This is a genomic window from Lysinibacillus sp. FSL M8-0134 (assembly GCF_038069745.1).
Classification (GTDB): domain Bacteria; phylum Bacillota; class Bacilli; order Bacillales_A; family Planococcaceae; genus Lysinibacillus; species Lysinibacillus irui.
Map to the genome: position 1 here is coordinate 1,355,745 of NZ_JBBPAJ010000001.1, position 19,064 is coordinate 1,374,808.

22 protein-coding genes are annotated in these 19,064 nt (G+C 37.4%); 10 read left to right on the forward strand and 12 right to left on the reverse strand.

Annotation, left to right across the window (positions count from 1 at the left end; translation table 11 throughout):
• Window positions 1-40: 40 nt before the first annotated feature.
• Together MKY49_RS06615 and MKY49_RS06620 are read right to left on the reverse strand one after the other, a co-directional pair.
• Window positions 41-385, reverse strand: a complete 345-nt coding sequence (locus MKY49_RS06615; protein WP_274796307.1) for a GIY-YIG nuclease family protein — start codon at window positions 383-385, stop codon at window positions 41-43.
• Between the two features lie 17 nt (window positions 386-402).
• Entirely contained in the window at window positions 403-1,158 is a 756-nt protein-coding gene (locus tag MKY49_RS06620; protein WP_274796308.1) for a DUF2087 domain-containing protein, read from the reverse strand.
• A gap of 257 nt (window positions 1,159-1,415) precedes the next feature.
• On the opposite strand from MKY49_RS06620, the gene MKY49_RS06625 reads away from it, so the two are divergent.
• Window positions 1,416-2,126 carry a ZinT family metal-binding protein gene (locus MKY49_RS06625; RefSeq protein ID WP_341385830.1) on the forward strand — a complete coding sequence of 237 codons (711 nt, stop codon included), beginning with the start codon at window positions 1,416-1,418 and terminating at the stop codon, window positions 2,124-2,126.
• Between the two features lie 322 nt (window positions 2,127-2,448).
• Here MKY49_RS06625 and MKY49_RS06630 read toward each other — a convergent pair whose 3' ends face one another.
• The 4 genes from MKY49_RS06630 to MKY49_RS06645 are packed head-to-tail and all read right to left on the reverse strand — an operon-like array spanning window position 2,449 to window position 5,102.
• On the reverse strand, window positions 2,449-3,324 hold the full coding sequence (locus tag MKY49_RS06630; RefSeq protein WP_274796310.1) for an ABC transporter permease: 876 nt from the start codon (window positions 3,322-3,324) through the stop codon (window positions 2,449-2,451).
• On the reverse strand, window positions 3,324-4,244 hold the full coding sequence (locus MKY49_RS06635; protein ID WP_322605345.1) for an ABC transporter ATP-binding protein: 921 nt from the start codon (window positions 4,242-4,244) through the stop codon (window positions 3,324-3,326). The genes MKY49_RS06630 and MKY49_RS06635 overlap by 1 nt, the downstream gene beginning before the upstream one ends.
• A 5-nt stretch (window positions 4,245-4,249) precedes the next feature.
• Entirely contained in the window at window positions 4,250-4,651 is a 402-nt protein-coding gene (locus tag MKY49_RS06640) for a DUF3021 domain-containing protein (protein ID WP_274796312.1), read from the reverse strand.
• Between the two features lies 1 nt (window position 4,652).
• Window positions 4,653-5,102 (reverse strand): LytTR family DNA-binding domain-containing protein, encoded by a 450-nt coding sequence (locus MKY49_RS06645; RefSeq protein WP_274796313.1) that lies wholly within the window; start codon window positions 5,100-5,102, stop codon window positions 4,653-4,655.
• A 218-nt stretch (window positions 5,103-5,320) separates the two neighbouring features.
• On the opposite strand from MKY49_RS06645, the gene MKY49_RS06650 reads away from it, so the two are divergent.
• From MKY49_RS06650 to MKY49_RS06670, 5 genes are all read left to right on the forward strand, one after another.
• A complete protein-coding gene (locus MKY49_RS06650; protein WP_312505686.1) occupies window positions 5,321-6,349 on the forward strand; it encodes an AbrB family transcriptional regulator in 1,029 nt (342 codons plus the stop codon).
• A 161-nt stretch (window positions 6,350-6,510) separates the two neighbouring features.
• Window positions 6,511-6,651, forward strand: a complete 141-nt coding sequence (locus MKY49_RS06655; RefSeq protein ID WP_004232534.1) for an RAxF-45 family protein — start codon at window positions 6,511-6,513, stop codon at window positions 6,649-6,651.
• A 104-nt stretch (window positions 6,652-6,755) separates the two neighbouring features.
• Window positions 6,756-8,558, forward strand: coding sequence for a ribosomal protection-like ABC-F family protein (gene abc-f, locus MKY49_RS06660; RefSeq protein ID WP_341385831.1), 1,803 nt, complete (start codon window positions 6,756-6,758; stop codon window positions 8,556-8,558).
• Window positions 8,551-9,342, forward strand: a complete 792-nt coding sequence (locus MKY49_RS06665) for a GNAT family N-acetyltransferase (RefSeq protein WP_341385832.1) — start codon at window positions 8,551-8,553, stop codon at window positions 9,340-9,342. The genes abc-f and MKY49_RS06665 overlap by 8 nt, the downstream gene beginning before the upstream one ends.
• 472 nt (window positions 9,343-9,814) lie before the next feature.
• Entirely contained in the window at window positions 9,815-10,549 is a 735-nt protein-coding gene (locus MKY49_RS06670; protein ID WP_274796317.1) for a hypothetical protein, read from the forward strand.
• Between the two features lie 154 nt (window positions 10,550-10,703).
• Here the strand turns inward: MKY49_RS06670 and MKY49_RS06675 are convergent, their stop codons facing one another.
• Complete coding sequence (locus MKY49_RS06675; protein WP_274796318.1) at window positions 10,704-11,081, reverse strand: hypothetical protein; 378 nt, start codon at window positions 11,079-11,081, stop codon at window positions 10,704-10,706.
• 153 nt (window positions 11,082-11,234) lie between these two features.
• Here MKY49_RS06675 and MKY49_RS06680 point away from each other — a divergent pair, with 153 nt between their 5' ends.
• Both MKY49_RS06680 and MKY49_RS06685 read left to right on the forward strand, forming a co-directional pair.
• Entirely contained in the window at window positions 11,235-11,765 is a 531-nt protein-coding gene (locus MKY49_RS06680; RefSeq protein WP_313470677.1) for a hypothetical protein, read from the forward strand.
• Between the two features lie 15 nt (window positions 11,766-11,780).
• Window positions 11,781-13,334: a flotillin family protein gene (locus MKY49_RS06685; protein ID WP_274796320.1), complete on the forward strand. Its 1,554-nt coding sequence runs from the start codon at window positions 11,781-11,783 to the stop codon at window positions 13,332-13,334.
• A 39-nt stretch (window positions 13,335-13,373) separates the two neighbouring features.
• Here MKY49_RS06685 and MKY49_RS06690 read toward each other — a convergent pair whose 3' ends face one another.
• The gene (locus MKY49_RS06690; protein ID WP_312505679.1) at window positions 13,374-13,919 is read right to left on the reverse strand and encodes a GNAT family N-acetyltransferase; all 546 of its coding nucleotides are present in this window, start codon (window positions 13,917-13,919) and stop codon (window positions 13,374-13,376) included.
• A 14-nt stretch (window positions 13,920-13,933) separates the two neighbouring features.
• Window positions 13,934-14,758 (reverse strand): methyl-accepting chemotaxis protein, encoded by an 825-nt coding sequence (locus MKY49_RS06695; protein ID WP_312505677.1) that lies wholly within the window; start codon window positions 14,756-14,758, stop codon window positions 13,934-13,936.
• Between the two features lie 291 nt (window positions 14,759-15,049).
• Between MKY49_RS06695 and MKY49_RS06700 the strand changes: the two genes are divergently transcribed.
• Both MKY49_RS06700 and MKY49_RS06705 read left to right on the forward strand, forming a co-directional pair.
• Complete coding sequence (locus tag MKY49_RS06700; RefSeq protein WP_274796323.1) at window positions 15,050-16,255, forward strand: MFS transporter; 1,206 nt, start codon at window positions 15,050-15,052, stop codon at window positions 16,253-16,255.
• 24 nt (window positions 16,256-16,279) lie between these two features.
• The gene (locus MKY49_RS06705; protein WP_341385835.1) at window positions 16,280-17,008 is read left to right on the forward strand and encodes a sulfite exporter TauE/SafE family protein; all 729 of its coding nucleotides are present in this window, start codon (window positions 16,280-16,282) and stop codon (window positions 17,006-17,008) included.
• A 47-nt stretch (window positions 17,009-17,055) separates the two neighbouring features.
• On the opposite strand, the gene MKY49_RS06710 is transcribed toward MKY49_RS06705, so the two are convergent.
• The 3 genes from MKY49_RS06710 to MKY49_RS06720 form a co-directional block, all read right to left on the reverse strand.
• Window positions 17,056-17,838 carry an enoyl-ACP reductase FabI gene (locus MKY49_RS06710; RefSeq protein ID WP_274796325.1) on the reverse strand — a complete coding sequence of 261 codons (783 nt, stop codon included), beginning with the start codon at window positions 17,836-17,838 and terminating at the stop codon, window positions 17,056-17,058.
• 156 nt (window positions 17,839-17,994) lie between these two features.
• Window positions 17,995-18,588, reverse strand: a complete 594-nt coding sequence (locus tag MKY49_RS06715; protein WP_312505674.1) for a hypothetical protein — start codon at window positions 18,586-18,588, stop codon at window positions 17,995-17,997.
• A 136-nt stretch (window positions 18,589-18,724) separates the two neighbouring features.
• Entirely contained in the window at window positions 18,725-18,973 is a 249-nt protein-coding gene (locus tag MKY49_RS06720; RefSeq protein WP_274796327.1) for a ferredoxin, read from the reverse strand.
• Between the last annotated feature and the right edge of the window lie 91 nt (window positions 18,974-19,064).

Consider the following 19,064-nt stretch of genomic DNA (forward strand, 5'->3'; position numbering starts at 1 on the left):
CATTTACCTATCTTATTAGAGTAAATGCGCTCATGTAAAATTAAGAATGATACCCACGCTCACCAAAAGGCTTTAACGTGTCCAGCCATTTTTGCTCTAGTTTTTCGAGTTCTCTTTTAGCATCGAAATAGCCCTCTTCTTTTTTCTTCAAATATTCAACAATTTTCACTTCAAAAGCATCTTGGCCAAACGTATTGTAATCAGCTTGAAGCTCTTTATTGGTATGTGTATTTGTTTTTAGCATAAATTGAAAGCCATTTAGTCTTTTCAAGTTATTAAAGCTACCGACAAACACTTTTCCTGTTTGTGTATTAGTCATTGTAAAAACGCCTGCTTCAATTTTCATGTCTTTATACATTTCTTTTAACTCTTTTTTCTGATCCATGTGAAAAACCCGCTTTCTTATTTTTTTACCCAATAGGCACTACCGTCTGCTTTTCGGTCTAGAAATCCATATTCAATTAAGTAGCGACGAATATGGACATAGTCTTCATACATCGGTTTGATTACTTCATTCAATTCTTTTTCCGTGTATTGTTTTTCTGCGTCAAATAGCTTTGTTATGGCACGGAGTACTACAATTTTCTGCTTTTCTCGTTTAGGGAAACGTACTAGCTCTTTGCCGATACCATGTGGAAAGAATTTTTCTAATAATTGCTGTTCTTCCGAGTGGGTGACGTTGTAGCGATCGTCCACCATTGTAGCTGTTTTATGAATAGGCACAAATGGTTCCTCCTTCTGATCTTGTTCCTTCAATAACTCCATCATTACCAACAATGTTTTGGCTTGGCGTTCTTTTTCTTTTAACGCAAAACGGTGGTGGCGAATAGTCGTAGCACTTCCAATCTCTAATTCCTCTTTTATATCCTGGTCTGATTTACCTTCATAAAATAAGCGTAAAATATGACTTTGGTGTTCTGTTAAGCCTGTCATTTTTTTATTGAGACCATTTAAATAATGAAAGACAGATTGGTGTGCAACTGTAATATGTTGCTGCATCATTTTTTCCGCTTCATACAGTAAGCCTTCATAGGGATATATAATCCCTTTCTCTACTTTTTCACCGCACAATAAGCAAGTGAAATGTGTCTTTTCGTCGATGTAGCCCTTTTTGAGGTCGTTGATAGGAGCTTGCCAAAATAGTTCGTTTACATCCATGAGAAATCCTCCTATTTAACAAACGTTTTTGATATTCGTTTGTTAATTTATATTTAAAATAACAAAATGTTTATATAAAATCAATGAAAACAATTCGTTTTATAAACGATGTGTCAATATGTTGGGGAAGCTTTTAAATTTTTACTAATACTAGATAAGCGAAAAAATAACCCTAGATGATGAAAACTATTTACAAATCGTAATGATTACTATATAGTTTTAAATCGTAAATATTACTATTTACAAGGAGGGTAACAATGAATAAAAAATGGTTAGTGCCATTTGCAGTAGCAACAATTGCTTCTACTTTAGTGGCGTGTCAGGAGAAAGAAAAAGAGGAGGAAGTGGTTGCTAAAGCGACAGAGCATAGGGAGGACCATGAACAACATCACAATCACAGCCATGGGGAACAAACAGATAAGGATAAACAGATTTCCAAAGGTTATTTTGAGGATAGTGATATTACAGATCGCCCATTAACGAATTGGCAAGGTGAATGGCAATCTGTCTATTCCTATTTGTTAGATGGAACATTAGATGGGGTATTAGAGCATAAAGCTGCTCATGGCGATAAAACGGCTGAGGAATATAAGGAATATTACAAAGTTGGCTACCAAACAGATATCACACAAATTGAAATTGCCGAAAATACAATGATATTTTATAGGAATGGAGAAGTTGTTACAGGTGTTACAGGTACATATGTGTATGATGGATATGAGATTTTAACATATGACAAAGGTAATCGTGGCGTTCGCTATATATTCAAGCAAACAGATGAAAATTCACAAGCGCCAACATATGTACAATTTAGTGACCATATTATTTCAGATCAAGCATCAACACATTTTCATATTTACTTTGGTGATGATCGTGCAGAGCTGTTAGAGGAGCTGGATAATTGGCCCACATTTTATCCGAAGTCATTAACAGGGGAGGAAATTGCTGAGGAAATGGAGGCTCATTAGTAGTAAATAGACACGAGGTTTCTGGAAGTCATTAAAATAATGGTTTCCATCGAAGTTGAAAATCATTTGTTTTAAAATTACTATATACGATAAAAACAGGCTGGAGCCAGCATTTTTTTCCCATGTTTTATCCGTTAGAAGTAAGACTACTCGAAATGTAAATGCTTTCTAATTGGAAGTATGATTGATCATAAAATACACATTATAACCAATAAATACCTCCCCGGTTTTTAGATTACTTAGGGAGGTATTTATTAATCTGACTTTATAGATAGCTGTTTCGACAGAGGGGAAGACTTGGTACATATTCTATTAACTAATTTTATTTATATTTTCTTTTGAAAAGCATGATAGACGCAGCTGCTAGTATGATAGTTGTGCTGACTATAATGAAAAAACTAGTTGACGTACTAAGTATATTTCCATGAAGGTCATAGATGATGCCATAATTGATTTTATAATCCTCAACATAGGTAGTTGGCACACCATCAAATACTTGAGCAATAGAACCTTCCATAAAAGCATTTCGTAATAATAATGTTGTATGACTAATAGGGAAGTACATAATTAAATTTTGAGCAAAGTTTGGTAGTGCGCCTAGTGGTACATAGACACCACATAGAAATCCGAGTACTGTCCCGACGATTGTTCCTAATGTTGAGAAAGCACTTTGTGTTGAAACAAATAGCGAAAGGAATAAGTTAAAGACACTTGCAAGTAAGACAGCTAAAAATAAAATGCTGATGACTTGAACAAAACTTTGGAAGCTAAGAAGCTCACCACCGGTTGCTACAATAAATATCTCGCAGCCAATTAGGGCGATAAAGGTAAAAATACTTCCGATAATCAGTGCATTAACTACATAGCTCATCTGTATAGTGGCACGGGAAAGAGGAGCTGTTAAAAAATCCGCCTGCGTTTTGGATTCCTGATCCTTTACGGCAATGCCATATGCCCCAAGTGTAGTAGTAACAGCAATCATGGACAGTAATCCTGCTACAAGCCATTCATTGACAAGGGTAATTAATTCTGGTGTCGCTTCGGTTATTTGTTCAATGGCATCAATTTGCATCTTTTGGAGAAATACAGCGTAGAGCACAATGACAATCAGGACTGATAGTAGCGAAAAAAAGACTTGAGTCTTATCTCGCCTAAATACTTTACTATTACGCTGGACTAAAGTTAACAATGCTTCCACTAAGCTACATCCTCCTCTGCCATTATGTGAATAAAGACATCATCCATAGACCCTTTAATGACCTCAAAGGAGGAAATAAGTGGCTCAGCCTTTTTTAATAGGGAGAGCGCTTCTAGAGTAGAATCCAAACGGATCGTATAGATGTTCTGTTTTTCGGTGTAGGGAATGGCAAGCTCTTCAAGCCATTTGACGCCATCTATAGGATGCTTGAAAACAAGGGCCATTGAATCATAAGTATACTTAGTCTTTAACGCATCAGGAGTCCCTTGTGCGACAATTTTCCCTTGTTTTAGGACAACAACTTGATGGGCGACTGCAGCTTCCTCCATATAATGTGTTGTTAAAAAAACGGTCATATTGGTTTCAAGTTGAAGCTGCTTAATGGCCTGCCAAACAAATTGTCTTGTTTGAGGGTCTAGTCCTGTGGTCGGTTCGTCTAGAAATAGAATTTGAGGACGATGAATAAGAGCGCGAGCGATATCAGCTCGTCTTTTTTGTCCTCCAGATAATGTTCCATACTTGTGCTTGTCAATATCTTCTAAATGTAAATACGTAGAGACAAATTGATAGTTTTCAGCAAGCTGTTTTTTCGATAAACCGTATGTTCTGCCTCGATGTAAAATGTTTTCACGCACTGTTAATCGCTCATCTAATAAATTTTGTTGGAATACAACGCCGATTGATTTACGGATATCCGCATTTTGATTGCTTGCATCAAGCGTGAAACCATTAATGGTTACTTGACCACTGGATTTTTTTAATAATGTACATAGAATCTCAATTGTTGTTGATTTTCCGGCACCATTAGCACCTAAAAAAGCGAAGAGCGTGCCTTGTTCAACTGTAAATGAAATGCCTTTGACTGCTTGATGTTCACCATATTGTTTACATAAATTTTCAACTTCTATCGCAAGGGTCATCTAGGCTAATCCTTTCTCTTTTGAATTTCTTGATTCATTTTTTCAATATCATTTAATTGAAGAACATAGAGAATACACCAAACAATCAAGTAAATAATGGCTTCCGCTATCAGTACATACCATACACCGGAATCAAACCAATGACCAAAATAGCCCGCGGTTAATACACATGCTGTCACCGCTACTAAATGCAATAGAAGCTGTATCGTAAAAGGCAATGGCTCTATATCAAAAATGATGGATAGCAGTCCAATTGCAATGCCAAGAATGGCTGCGATAATAATTTGTTCTAGTAACTCTGTACCTAATGCAACTTCATTGCTTGATAGGAGGCTTAACGTGACTAAGATGTACGAAGAGCTAAGTGAAATGAGTAGTCCAATAATCATCATGCGTAAGTACCTCATGCTATGAATCCCTCCCAATACCTAAGTGTCGCTTTAATTCTTTTAAATATTTTCGACTGACATGAATGGCTACATCATTTTCAAGAAGGAGTTGTGTTGTACCGATTTTGCCCATTTGAATGGAAGAAATTTTTTGAATATTAACAAGGGTGGATTTACTTACTCGTACAAAGTCTTTCGCTAGCTGTGCCTCTAGCTCATATAATTTTCGCTTTGACTCAAATTCATGTTCATCCGTTTGCAAAAATACTTTGGCATCCTCTGCGTAAATGGAATAAATTTCAGAGATTTTTAGTAGATGAATTTCTTGTTGAAAATATCCATCTAGCATAGTAGTTTGGGATGCTTGCAGCTGTTTCATCAGTCTTTCAATTTGTTCGTTATATTCCTTGGCGTGTATATGAACCTCTGTTTCTTCAAGTTCATGATTGATGGTTAGATGAATTTTCATAGGAGGCCTCCTTTATTCTCCGGTTGGAGAAACGCTGAATCAGGTAATACTAATGTAGCATAGAAAATTTTAGTCAGGATAAATTGTTGGATAAGAGGTTAAATTTCCTCCATAACAGGTTCTTTTTTAGCAATAGCAGACAGCTCAAAGTCAGTCTGGTAGAAAAAAGGGGTAATAAAGGTCATAATAGGCTTATCCAGTTGTAAGGGGTTGCTAAAATGTTTGTTTTTGATAAACATATGCTTATCACATTATGTATTGGCCTCATCGGCGCTGTTGTTTTTCAGTTATTACATATTCCTATGCCTTGGCTATTAGGTGCGATTACAGCGGTGCTCATTGTACAATTGTCAACCAATGTACAATTGAAATGGCATCATTATTTCCGTAATTTTGGTTTAATTGTAGCCGGATATTCTATCGGCTATGCCTTTACACCGGAGGCCGTTCAGGATATTAAGCTCTTTTTAGGGAGCATGATCCTTTTAAATGTGTTATTTATTGTGCTATTTTTCGCTGTGAGTCTTCTTGTAGCCAAACGTACAGATATAGATTTTGCTACTGCTCTGACATGCTGTGTACCAGGGGGAATGTCACAGGTTGTAGCATTTGCGGAGGAGCAAGGAGATATGGATATGGCTGTCATCACCTTTTTTCAGATCCTTCGTGTTCTTTTAATCGTTGGCTTTGTGCCATTAATGGTGGCAGGCGCTGGTAGCAATAGTTCCCTTATTGAGGGAACATATTCATGGAGCCTTGTTGCTATCCTCGTTGTTTGTGGACTAGCTGGGTGGCTTGCTCAAAAGCTTAAAATTCCAACAGGTTATATGCTTGGTCCAGTGTTTTTATTGATGGGCATTAATATGGCTGGGATAGAAGTGCCTAAATTGCCATTATCCCTTTTGCATATTGCTCAACTAATGATAGGCATTTATATTGGATTACTTTTGAAAAAAGAGGATTTACATTTATCAAAGAAGCATATTTTTTATGCCTTTGTATCAGCAGGCATTTTTATCGGCGCAGCCTACGGGTTAACATTTATTATGACTAGTTTGTATAAGCTCGATTTTAGGACAGGCTTTTTAAGCGTTGTACCAGGTGGGCTAGATCAAATGGGGATTATCGCTGCTTCTGTACATGCAAATGTCACGATTGTTACGGCTTTCCAATTATTTCGTGTATTAGTGGTCTCGGTTTTCCTTGTGCCTGTGGTGAAAATGTTTGTGAAAAAAGCGAAAACATGAGGGAGAGGATAATGACCCATCCTTCATGTTTTTTTAATTGTTCGAGCATCTAGTGTCAATGATGCCATGTAACATGGAAAAATCTAATAAATTTAACCCTTTCCAAATAATCTGAATAATGTTATGATACAAATAACTATGACGAACGGAGGTGAAAAGGAATGAATAAAAACGCTACGAAAACATGTGTAAAAGTGGATACAGCTATGTATTTTGCACGTGTAATTACTTTCGATTTTGCTAACAACGGGATAGGTCTGTCCATTTTTAAGCAAAATCAAATAACAAACGTAGCGAATTAACCATTCTTTTTCACAAATGTAAATGAGAAGAAGACTGCTTGTTAATAAGCAGTCTTTTTTGTGTTTAAAAGATGTTTTCGCACGTTTCATTGGAGGAAAAAACGATGCAAATGAAAGCTGAACAAATACAAAAAATTATGGGTGGAAATATATTATTTGAAAATTTACAGCTCGAGGTCAATAGCGGTGAACATGTGGCCATTGTTGGCGTGAACGGAAGTGGAAAAACTACTTTATTACAGCTATTGGCAGGCGTAGATGTACCGGATAAGGGACGTATTATCAAAAGTAAAGATGCCACAATTGGCTACTTACATCAAATCCCACAATATCCACTACATGCTGTGCAAGAAGTACTGGAGGAGGCATTTGCGGATATTTATGCTTTAAAGGCTAAAATGACGGCCCTTGAGCATGAGATGCAGTCGGCTGTAACAGATAAAATACTGTTACAATACGGGCAAGTTCAGGAGCAGTTTATGTTACTAGGGGGATATGAAGTAGAAGCACAGTTGGCAATGATTGCAAATGGACTTGGCATTACAGATATGCTGGATCAGCCTTTTAGTAGCTTAAGTGGTGGAGAAAAAACAAAGGTGATGCTTGGGCAAATTTTATTAAAAAGGCCTTCGATTTTATTACTGGACGAACCAACAAACCATCTTGATATGCAAGCAATTGAATGGCTGGAACACTATGTGCGAAATTTTGATGGCATTGTTATTGTCGTTTCTCATGACCGACATTTTATGAATCAAATAGCATATAAAATTATTGAAATTGAGGATGGAGAGGCATTCACATATAGCGGTAATTATGATGCGTTTATGGCTCAAAAAGAGGCGAAGATTGAACAGCAGTTTGCTGACTATGAAGAGCAGCAAAAGAAAATTAAAAAAATGCAGGAAACGATAAAACGATTAAAGCAGTGGGCGAATGAAGCAAACCCACCCAATGCCTCCATGCATCGACGTGCTAAAAGTATGGAGAAAGCATTAGCGCGCATCGAGCGAGTGAAGAAGCCGATCACTAAAAAGAAAATGAATTTAGCTCTCACGATGGCTGAACGCAGTGGTAAAGAGGTGGTGCACCTACAGGCTATTCATCACGGATATGATAAACCTTTATTCAAGGACAGCAACCTTGCCGTCTATTTTGGGGAAAGGGTAGCCATTGTTGGGAGCAACGGTAGTGGGAAATCAACTTTATTAAAAATGATAGTAGGAGAAGTTGTACCCAATCGTGGTGTCTGCCATATCGGTAGTAATGTAAAATTCGGCTATCTATCTCAGCAGTTTGAACACCATAATCCTACTATTCGTTTAATTGATGCCTTCCGAGAGAGTGTCGCAGTGTCCGAGGCTGAAGCACGTCATATTCTCGCACGATTTTTGTTCTATGGCTATGATGTCTTTAAAAAAGTGAAGGATTTAAGTGGCGGAGAAAAAATGCGCTTACGCCTGGCACAATTAATGCATGAGGATATTAATGTATTGATATTAGATGAGCCGACCAACCATTTGGATATTGAAGCAAGAGAGGTATTGGAAGAGACACTGGAATCCTTTGAGGGGACTATTATTGGTGTGTCACATGACCGCTATTTCCTACAGAAGATCTTTGCGAAAACGGCGTGGATTGAGGATCAAGTCATTCATGTTTTTGAGGGAGATTATGAATGGGCAAGACAAAAGAGACAGGAATTTTCCAAGAAAAAAGTGGTTGAAAAAGAAATACTCGCAAAAGTGCAGCCAGCAAAGAAAGAGCTTTCGATTGACCAACAAATTGAAAAAATAGAGGCAAAACTACAGGAACCTTCGCTTGCAACAGAGCAACGACAGAAGCTAGAAAAGCAATTAGAGGAGTTATATGAACGTTGGATGGAAGAGGGGACAGGAAATGCTTAATTTAGAACGTATTATGCAACTTGATATCGATTATTTAAAGAGTTTTAGTGAGATGGAAGAATGGAAGGAGGGAGCCTTATTTTACAATAAGACAATCCCAACCTATTATGATGCAAATCATGCACATATTTGGAGAAAGATTGATCATCCCAATGCTTTTTTGCAAGACATAAAGGATTTTTATCAATCAAAGTCACTGATCCCGCGGATGTATCTATACAACGTGGAAGACAATCATTCTTGTCTCGATGCACTAGAGAAGAACGGATTCCAATATGAAGATTTTCAGGATGATATCCAGTGTTGGAATGGTGAGTATGTGCAACTAACGCCTAATCCTGCGATTCAAATTGAACGGGTAACAGATACGAATATGGAGGAAGCATTAGCAATAGAAATGAGCATTTCTGCATTTGGGGAGCCTACTCTAATTAAACAGGCATTTGAGCAAACCTATCATTCACCAAACTTTACGTACTATTTATTAAAACTTGGTGGTGTGGCTTGTTGCACAGCAAATATATTTATCTCAGGAAATCAAGGACGGATTGAGAGTGTCGCAACGCTTGAAAGCTATCGAGGACGTGGCCTAATCGGCTATATATTGCAGCATATCCAACAACAATCAGTAAAGCTCGGACTAGAGTATCTTTGGATTTTACCGATTAGTGAGCAGGTTGCGAAAGTCTATGCCAAAGCAAACTTTAAATCAGTCGGCACTATTACATCCATTCATGCCTTTACAGAAGGTAAAAGCATTAAAGAAATACGACAAGACGCCTAAATCAATTAAACGTCGCCCATTTCCTGTGAAACTCACAAGGAATTGGGTGACGTTTTTTAGAACGTTACTTGACAGTTAAGATAACAGGTTGCTTGGATGTAAGAATGCTTTAAAATATAATCAGCAATTAGCTCTGTCATGTCGATTTGTATTTCCTTTACCACATAGGGGCCCATTTAATTTTTGCGACGAACGCCTACAAATGGTCACAGGTAGGCTCTATTTTATTGGGGCTTGTTATTCTTATTCTAGTCGTGGAATATGTTTCGAATCGTGTGCGAACCAAGCTTGTAAAGGGGGAAGTCTTGATTTCTGAAAAATAGTAAAGTCCTGAATAGTATACTATTCGGGATTTTTGATTTATTCTTAAAAAGAAGGATTTTCAATTATTAAAAGTTTTTTACTTGAAAAATTACCGTATTCGATTTATTGTCTTTAGAGATACTTGTTTAATGGACTTGGAGGATATGGAATGCACGGAATTTATATATGCTATAATGTCTCAAAAGAAACCCCAGCAGCACAATGGCCCAAAAAAATGGATGCATTTGCGTATGTTCAACGAGGAAAACCACAACAAGACAATGACAACTTGCTGTCAATAGAAGAGCTAAAAAGCCATGCTATTCGCTATATTAAAAGCTTAAAAGATAATGCAAGTGTCCATTTAGTAGAGCAACGCAACGGCGAAATTGAGCATTTTGATCGACGCTATATGGAATCCTTAAAATTAAAGGAAAGCATCGATTCACAGCTTATTAATTTAGAAGAAATCCGTTTATTATTGCAATTAATGAATGTCTTGAATTTATCTCATGCATTCGGTGAAAATGCTGGAAAGCTCTTACGTCAAATTACTCCTTATGCAAAAGAGGTAGAGCATCCAACATTCCAAACTACTCGTGTTGAGCGACATTTTTATTCGGAATTAATAGAACAAATAGAAATGGTGTATGTTCGAATTATGCGACAACACAACCCATCTACAACGGAAATGCAGCAATCAGAAAAGCTGTGGACAACAGTCTGTGAGCAAGCAATAGAAAAGGTAGAGGCACGAATTGAACGTTTATCATCTATCAAATTAAAACATGAGAAAAATTTGCTAGAGTTTAGTCACTTAAAACAGCAAAATATCGAGGCAAAGGAACGCTTAGATTTAGCTGTTAATGAACTGGATGAAATTTTAAATGTATTAGAATCTTAAAAAAGCATGTCTACCGATTGGAGAGCCAGTCGGTGACATGCTTTTATCTTGTAGACAGATAGAAACGCCAAATTGCCCGATAAAAGCTACAATGTGACGGATAGAAAAGAAAAAACGGTGGATTAAGCCGTAGAAGTGACGGATACCACTAATCTTATTTTGTTTTTTCTTCTGTTTGTTCCCGTTTGCTTTGGCGTGAAATACGCAGTAAATCAAGTCCAAGCAACACAACAATGATATAGAATAGAGGACTTGTGAACGATAAGCCAATTTGTGATTGACCACCAAGCAATGTTAAAACAATCCATAGCGCGACTGTATATAGTGTTAAACCAATATAGGCCTTTTTGGATAATTTTTTATATCTACCTTTGTCGATAGCTAGCTGTATGATGACTAAAACAACTAATATCAGTAGAATTATTTTTTTAGTTAATAGTGCAGCCATCGCAGTGTCAGGAAAGAAATCATTGACGAATAATAACGTGAAAAATACTAAAATAACAAAATTGATGATAGTCGAAAGCTTCATGCCGTATCTCCTTAGTTGCCAGAATTCCTTTTTATTGTAACATGGTTCGACATAAAGAAAAAAATAATACTTGAAGAAAATATTTGAAAATTTTTGAAACTTTCCTATGTGACATCCGTATAGTAGGTAATATGATGAAAAGGGGTGAGCAACTTGACGCTATTTGGCTATTCACTCGAACAAATCTTTTTAGTGGTTTTGATTTTCGCTGGCCTTGCCACAATATTAGTTATGTTTTTTGGTGATGCTGTCGAAGGTATTGGGGAAGGACTACCCATTTTGAATCCGAGTGTCATTCTATCTTTCATTACGTTGATGTCAGCAGCAGGATTTATTTTAGAAAAACTAGCCTTATTCTCTAGCGTTTGGAATATCATTGCTGCATGTATCATTGGCGCTATTTTAAGTACTTTATTTTATTTATTCGTTCTCGTTCCGCTACGGTCTGCTGATGTTTCTTTAGCTTATACCGAGGAATCACTAGGTGGGCAATTAGGGAGAGTCATTGTTCCCATTCCAGTAGATGGCTTTGGAGAGGTTGTCATCGAAACGACAAGCGGCATGATTTCAAAGCGGGCAACTGGCTATGATAATGAAGCGATTGCTTATGATGAGACCGTACTTGTAGTGGATGTGAAGGACGGTACACTTTTTGTTAGAACGTATGAGAAAAAATTTGTTTAAAGGGGAGATACATCTATGTCAACCGAAATTTTAACTGTATTAGGAATTGTAGCGTTTGTTTTAATTGCGCTAGTCGGATTGTATGTGACAAAGTATCGTACGGCGGGTCCTGATGAAGCACTGATTGTGACAGGTAGCTATCTTGGCTCAAAAAATGTACATAAGGATGAGTCAGGAAATCGTATAAAAATTATTCGTGGGGGAGGTACATTCGTATTTCCCATTTTCCAGCAAGCACAGCCGTTAAGTTTATTATCTAGTAAACTAGAAGTGACTACGCCAGAAGTGTACACAGAGCAAGGTGTTCCGGTCATGGCAGATGGTACAGCCATCATCAAAATTGGGGGTTCTATCACAGAAATAGCTACAGCTGCAGAGCAATTTTTAGGAAAGCAAAAAGCGGAGCGAGAAGGTGAAGCCCGTGAAGTGTTAGAAGGTCATTTGCGGTCAATTTTAGGTTCCATGACAGTGGAGGAGATTTACAAAAACCGTGATAAATTCTCACAGGAGGTTCAACGTGTGGCCTCGCAGGATTTAGCGAAGATGGGTCTTGTGATTGTATCCTTTACGATTAAGGATGTACGAGATAAAAACGGTTATTTAGATTCACTTGGTAAGCCAAGAATCGCACAGGTGAAACGTGATGCTGATATTGCAACAGCAGATGCAGAGAAGGAAACACGTATTAAGCGTGCTGAGGCGTCTAAGGAAGCCCAGAAGGCGGAATTAGAGCGTGCAACAGAAATTGCGGAAGCAGAAAAAGAAAACCAATTAAAAGTAGCAGAATTCCGTCGCGAGCAGGATATTGCTAAAGCGCGTGCTGACCAAGCATATGAGCTTGAAACAGCTCGTGCAAAGCAGGAAGTAACGGAGCAAGAGATGCAAATTCGCATTATTGAACGTCAAAAGCAAATTGAATTAGAAGAAAAAGAGATTTTACGTCGCGAGAAGCAATATGATTCTGAAGTGAAGAAAAAGGCGGACGCTGACCGTTATGCGGTAGAGCAAAATGCTGAAGCCGAAAAAATGCGAGAGCTTGCTCAGGCAGATGCAGAGAAATATCGCATTGAATCATTGGCAAAAGCGGAAGCGGAGAAAATTCGTTTGGACGGTCTTGCTAAAGCGGATGCAGAACGAGCAAAAGGGGAGACAGAGGCAGATATTATTCGTCTACGCGGTCTTGCAGAAGCTGAAGCTAAACGTAAGATTGCCGAAGCCTTTGAATACTATGGTCAAGCAGCTGTGCTGGATATGGTTGTGCGCATGATGCCAGAGTATGCAAAAGAGCTTGCAAGCCCACTTGGCAATATCGATAAGATTACAGTTGTCGATACTGGTGGTGGAGAAGGCAGTGGAGCGAATAAAGTCACATCCTATGCAACCAATTTAATGTCTACACTACAGGAAACGTTAAAAGAAACGTCAGGGATTGATGTGAAAGAACTGATTGAAAGTTATGCGGGTAAGCATACATTGCGACCAGAGCTAGAACAAATTGCTTTAGGTCTAGAAAAAAAGCAAGCACCTGTTGAAGCCGTAGAGACGAAGGAAACAGTAGAACAATCCTAATAAAAGCGACCTGATGAATTTATCATCAGGTCGCTACTTTTATTTTTGTTGCTGCCATTCACTCTTGAGCATGCCATAGACCACATGATCTACATAATGATCATAGAGCCATTCTGCTGCACGAATCGTCCCCTCTTTTACTAGACCAAGTCGTTCAGGGATCGCGCGACTTTTGTAATTGGCCTCAGCAGCACGGATTTCTACTTTATGAAGCTGCAATGTTTCGAAGGCATATTGTAATAAGGCTTTAACTGTTTTGGTCATGATACCATGCCCTTGTGCTCCTTCACTAAGCCAATAACCAATCGTCCCAATTTTATTAGTAGCATTAATAGAATTAAAGCCAGCAATGCCAACAATTTCGTTTCTAAAGACAATAACGAGAGAGAGGCTACTGTTTGCTTCATGTCCTTTGATACAGCTCTCAATATAAGCGCGTGTATCTGCTACCTCCTTTGTATAATCCAACCATGGTAGCCATTCTTTTAGATACTCTCTAGAGGCATTCGTTAAGGCAAATACTTTTTCTGTGTCCCCAAGAGAAATTGTCCGTAAAGAGAGTTCTTGATTAATTGTGATCTGCAAATTGTTCACCTCACTTATTTTAAGGCATTATGCATAAAGCCTTTCATTTCACGACTAAGTACAGTCAGCTCTTCAATGATTTCGCTAAAATCCTGTACGAGCTGTGCTTGCTCATTCGTTGCATCATTGACTTGTCCCATATTTTGTCTTAGATTTTCAAGATTTCTATTAATATTTCGTAAAGAAGTTTCTATATTTTCAGTAGCGCTGGATGTCTCAAAGGACAATTTTCGAACCTCTTGTGCCACGATATTAAAGCCTGCACCATGCTGACCAGCACGAGCTGCCTCAATGGATGCATTTAAACCTAGTAAATTGGTTTGGCGTGAAATACTTTTAATTAAATCGGTCACTGCATTTGTTTTCTCAGAATCCTCTAATGCGTGCTGCGCTTGCTTATTAATTTCCTCACTTGTCGCCGCTAATTCCTCTGAATGAGAAGCAATGGTATGTACTTTATCTTGTAGACTGTTGATAATATTATCCATGGTACCCATATATTTTTCGAGCTTTAGTTCATTATCAATTGGTAGACCAAAAGCCAATGCCCCTACAACTTGACCATTTTCACGAATGGGGAATGAAAAAGCATTAAGGGCTACGCCGTATACCTCCTCTGGAATAATCACATCTGCATTTTGTCCATTAAAGGCAATGTAAACATTCTGATCATTAGGATTTACTTTTTGTCCATCTTTATCACCGGTATCCACACGTTTACCTGCCAAATATTTAACGACTGTTTCACTTTCCTTTTCAACAACAGCTACAATAGCTTCTTGTTTTAATGCAAGATGAATATAAGGTGCTGCTAGGGCTAAAGCCTCGATAATTTTCATAAAAGTTCCTCCGAGTATAGTCAATGAAAAATAGGTAGATCATCTAATTTTTTTGTGACAATGGTTCTAGATGATTTCTAGTTTTACTGTAGCACAATAGTTGCCTAAGCTAAAATAGTAAATTTCAAAAAAATGAATAAATAGCATTATTTCTTTTTGTCAACTAAAATTGGGAATCCCTCGTAAAAAGTGATAAAATTTTTGTCTGTTTTTTGACAAACTGTTGTGTGTTTTGCGAAATATTGTATTAGAATAATAGTAGTACGTTGTAGAAGTGAAGGAGAGAGATATATGGAGTATATACAAAAGGGCACGAGAGCATTTTATAAAACAAACTGGGCATTGTTTTTAGCAGGCTTTATTACCTTTGCGAACTTGTATATAACACAGCCATTATTGCCAACATTTGCAGACATTTTTCACGTCTCACCAGCTATGGCTAGTTTATCTCTTTCCGTAACTACCTTTGCTTTAGCATTAAGTTTAATTATTGTCAGTTCGCTATCCGAGGCATGGGGACGAAAATCGCTGATGACCATTTCGATTTTTGCAGCTTCTATCCTTACGCTTGCACTAGCATTTTCTCCTAATTTTGAAACGATTATTATATTACGCATTTTTCAGGGGATTGTTTTCGCGGGATTACCTGCAATCGCTATGGCTTATTTAGGAGAGGAAATGGAACCAGCGAGCTTAGGGGTTGCTATGGGCTTATATATTAGCGGTAATTCAGTAGGAGGGCTTAGTGGGCGAGTTATCATTGGCACAATAACGGATCATTATAACTGGCATATAGGGATGATCGTGCTAGGGGGAATTAGCCTTCTTGTCAGTGTGTTGTTTGTCTGGATGCTGCCTAGTTCCAAACATTTTAGCGCCCGACCGCTACAATTAAAAGCATTGGCCAAAACACTTTATCAACATATGAAGGACCCTTCTATGTTATGTCTTTATGGTATAAGTTTTGTGTTAATGGGGAGCTTTGTTACACTTTACAACTATATTGGCTTCAAATTGATGGCACCCCCCTATAATTTGAGTGCAACCATTGTAGGCTGGATATTTGTCATTTACTTAGTTGGAACATTTAGCTCTGCATGGTTTGGCAGTCTGGCTGATCGATATGGTCGACAACGAATGCTGTTACTAGCTATTGCGATTATGTTAGCAGGTTCCATTGTCACGCTTAATGGACTACTTACTTTAAAAATTATAGGCATTACGGTTTTTACCTTTGGTTTTTTTGCAGCTCATTCTATTGCTAGTGGCTGGGTGAGCAAACGGGCCTCCCACGATAAAGCACAAGCTTCATCTCTTTATTTATTTTTCTATTATTTTGGTTCGAGTGTTGGTGGGACAGTAGGCGGTGTCTTTTGGGTGAAATACGGTTGGGTAGGTGTTATAGCGATGATTGCTCTATTTCTAGTGATAGCTTGTGTGCTATCTTATTTATTAAATAGGATTATTGCTAAACAAAATAGCGCAACAACTTTATAACATTTGATGATGTGAGGTGACGTTTTGCAGGAATTATTTATTTTCTTTTTTATTATCCTAACGGCATCGATTTTGCAAACTAGTACAGGATTTGGTTTTTCCATTATGGCTACGCCTTTTTTACTGCTGCTTTTTTCACCACAAGAGGCGATGCAAATGAATATAATTCTGTCCCTTGTTATTTCCTTTTCCTTGATTTTAAAAGTAAGACAGGATATTGATCTGACCTTACTCAAAAAGGTGATTATAGGAAGCGTTGTAGGCGCACCTTTTGGTAGCTTACTCTTTGCGTTGGTTGATGTGACGACATTCAAACTGCTCATCGCTATCCTTTTATTAGGGTTAACGATTCTTTTAATTAAAAATTTCTCCATTCAACAAACAAGCTGTAGAGATTACGGTGTTGGCTTCATCTCCGGTATATTTACAACGAGTATTGGCATGGCAGGACCACCGTTATTACTATATTTTGCGAGCACGAAAAAGAATAAAGAAATGATTCGAGCAACTTCATTAGCCTATTATATATTTATTTATCTAATTAGCTTACTATCTCAACTAACGATTGAGGGCACCAGTTTAATGGTTTGGCTCTATAGTCTATACGCCTTACCAATTGTTTTGATTGGCCTTATTGTGGGACAAATCGTATTTAAAAAACTTCATCAAAGGCTATTTTTAAAATTGGTATATTTATTATTATTTGCTGCTGGCATGATGCTATTAATACAAAGTATATGGACAATGCTGTAGACAAAAAAAAGTATGGAAGATTATTCATCTTCCATACTTTTTCGTTGTTAACCCATAATATTATAGCCAGCATCGATGTAGATTGTTTCACCAGTGACACCACGTGATAGGTGAGATAGCATCACAAGCGTCATATCTGCTACTTCGTCTTGTTGAACATTACGTTTTAAAGGAGCAGTTTCTTCGATTTTGTGTAAAATTGTATTAAAGGATGGGACACCTTTTGCAGCAAGAGTACGAATAGCACCAGCTGAAATAGCATTGACGCGAATATTATCTTGGCCGATATCAGCAGCAAGATAGCGCATAGAAGCCTCTAATGCAGCCTTTGCTACACCCATAACATTGTAGCCATCCAGTACACGTTCTGCACCTAAGTAACTCATTGTGACAATAGAGCCACCCTCAGTCATGTATGGATGAGCTGCTTTTGCTGTTGAAATTAATGAATAAGCACTTGTATCTTGTGCAAATGCATAGCCTTCACGTGTTGTTTCAAGGAAGCGATTGTGTAAATCTTCTGCATGAGCAAAAGCTACTGAATGAACAATGCCATGAATAACGCCAACCTTAGAGCCGATTTCATCGAAAGCTGCTTTTGTACTGTCATCACTATTTACGTCGCATTGAACAATGAGAGAATCGGATTGTCCAATATTGTCTAATTGTTTTTGTAATTTTTTTAATGAGCGTTCTTGACGATACGTGAAAATGACGTTTGCACCTACATCAAATAAGCGTTTCGCAATGCCCCAAGCAATACTTCGATCATTTGCAACACCCATAACAACAATGTTCTTATCTTTTAATTGTAATAAATTATCCATCATTATGAAGAACTCCTTTGTGAGATAATATCTGTTATTAGTACCAACTACTAAAATCTTATCATACATAAAATAGCGTTGCAATAATAAGATAAAAAGAGAGGCTGTTAAATAGCAAAAAAAATTCATCCCAGAAGAGACGAATTAAATAATGGCTATTTATTTTATAACATGATATTCATACATATCGATTGCTCGATTAACTGCATTGTTGACAGCAATTCTAAAGCAATTTTGAGTGCGAATAGCTTGCACAAGAACTTTAATTGCTCTTGTTTGATCTCTATGAAAAGAAGCGTTGTCAGTTTGAAAATCATCCTCTAAATAAGCTAGAAAATATGGCTTCTCCTCTGGTAGCTCTAATAAATCAGACTCAGCACTTTTTTCAACGGTATTGTAAATCCACAAGTCTATGGCATTCCCTAATTGAAAGGCAACGAAGTATTGTAAGTCATCATTATCACATTCTCTTATTTTTTGAATTATTTGAATTTTTTTGAGCTCATCTATTAAAAATGTATTGATTGAGTAGTAGATAGCTTTAGAAGGATTGAGAATAAGTTCATCGGTATGCTGAGATTTAAAGAAAACCCAGCTATTTAAAACGCTGGCCCATGAATCTAACGTATTCAAACATTTTGCATATACATCTGGAAAAACTGTTTGCCATTTTGCCGCAAGAGTTTTAAATAAATCAATATGGTCTTGATCAATATGAAATAAACTATGCTCTACTTGTAACTGCTTAAACATCATCATTCCTCCAGTAGATTGTTATGTATAGAATGGACCATATGATTATTATCTGATGCAAAAATTAGCAATAATTTTAATCAATAAGAAGGCATCCAATGAAGGATGCCTTTTAGGGTATACATTCAATTGAAGACTATTCGTATTTTAATGCGTCCCCATCGAAAGTTTCATCTGCTACTTTGATAGAGTCTGTTGGACAACCTTCAAAAGCATCTTGCATATCTTCTAATAGATCTTCTGGCACTTCAGCAGTTCCCATGTTATCATCTAAAATAACGAAGGCAATCCCTTCATCATCATAATCATAAATGTCTGGCGCTGCGGCTCCACATGCGCCACAAGCGATGCATGTATCTTTATCAACAATTGTGTATTTAGCCATTTTATTCTCTCCTTTAACGATGTTCCTACAAAGCTTCATACTCATTTTAAAGATGTTTATCTTACATTTCAACTTAAATACTATTAAATTG

What these genes read in the sequence shown, in the direction of transcription:
- MKY49_RS06670 (WP_274796317.1), top strand. Translation starts at nt 9,815, where the DNA reads ATGCACGGAATTTATATATGCTATAATGTCTCAAAAGAAACCCCAGCA.
- MKY49_RS06715 (WP_312505674.1), bottom strand. Translation starts at nt 18,588, where the DNA reads ATGTTTAAGCAGTTACAAGTAGAGCATAGTTTATTTCATATTGATCAA.
- MKY49_RS06695 (WP_312505677.1), bottom strand. Translation starts at nt 14,758, where the DNA reads ATGAAAATTATCGAGGCTTTAGCCCTAGCAGCACCTTATATTCATCTT.
- MKY49_RS06700 (WP_274796323.1), top strand. Translation starts at nt 15,050, where the DNA reads ATGGAGTATATACAAAAGGGCACGAGAGCATTTTATAAAACAAACTGG.
- MKY49_RS06675 (WP_274796318.1), bottom strand. Translation starts at nt 11,081, where the DNA reads ATGAAGCTTTCGACTATCATCAATTTTGTTATTTTAGTATTTTTCACG.
- MKY49_RS06615 (WP_274796307.1), bottom strand. Translation starts at nt 385, where the DNA reads ATGGATCAGAAAAAAGAGTTAAAAGAAATGTATAAAGACATGAAAATT.
- MKY49_RS06645 (WP_274796313.1), bottom strand. Translation starts at nt 5,102, where the DNA reads ATGAAAATTCATCTAACCATCAATCATGAACTTGAAGAAACAGAGGTT.
- MKY49_RS06635 (WP_322605345.1), bottom strand. Translation starts at nt 4,244, where the DNA reads ATGACCCTTGCGATAGAAGTTGAAAATTTATGTAAACAATATGGTGAA.
- MKY49_RS06665 (WP_341385832.1), top strand. Translation starts at nt 8,551, where the DNA reads ATGCTTAATTTAGAACGTATTATGCAACTTGATATCGATTATTTAAAG.
- MKY49_RS06640 (WP_274796312.1), bottom strand. Translation starts at nt 4,651, where the DNA reads ATGAGGTACTTACGCATGATGATTATTGGACTACTCATTTCACTTAGC.
- MKY49_RS06625 (WP_341385830.1), top strand. Translation starts at nt 1,416, where the DNA reads ATGAATAAAAAATGGTTAGTGCCATTTGCAGTAGCAACAATTGCTTCT.
- MKY49_RS06685 (WP_274796320.1), top strand. Translation starts at nt 11,781, where the DNA reads ATGTCAACCGAAATTTTAACTGTATTAGGAATTGTAGCGTTTGTTTTA.
- MKY49_RS06720 (WP_274796327.1), bottom strand. Translation starts at nt 18,973, where the DNA reads ATGGCTAAATACACAATTGTTGATAAAGATACATGCATCGCTTGTGGC.
- MKY49_RS06650 (WP_312505686.1), top strand. Translation starts at nt 5,321, where the DNA reads ATGTTTGTTTTTGATAAACATATGCTTATCACATTATGTATTGGCCTC.
- abc-f (WP_341385831.1), top strand. Translation starts at nt 6,756, where the DNA reads ATGCAAATGAAAGCTGAACAAATACAAAAAATTATGGGTGGAAATATA.
- MKY49_RS06710 (WP_274796325.1), bottom strand. Translation starts at nt 17,838, where the DNA reads ATGATGGATAATTTATTACAATTAAAAGATAAGAACATTGTTGTTATG.
- MKY49_RS06655 (WP_004232534.1), top strand. Translation starts at nt 6,511, where the DNA reads ATGAATAAAAACGCTACGAAAACATGTGTAAAAGTGGATACAGCTATG.
- MKY49_RS06620 (WP_274796308.1), bottom strand. Translation starts at nt 1,158, where the DNA reads ATGGATGTAAACGAACTATTTTGGCAAGCTCCTATCAACGACCTCAAA.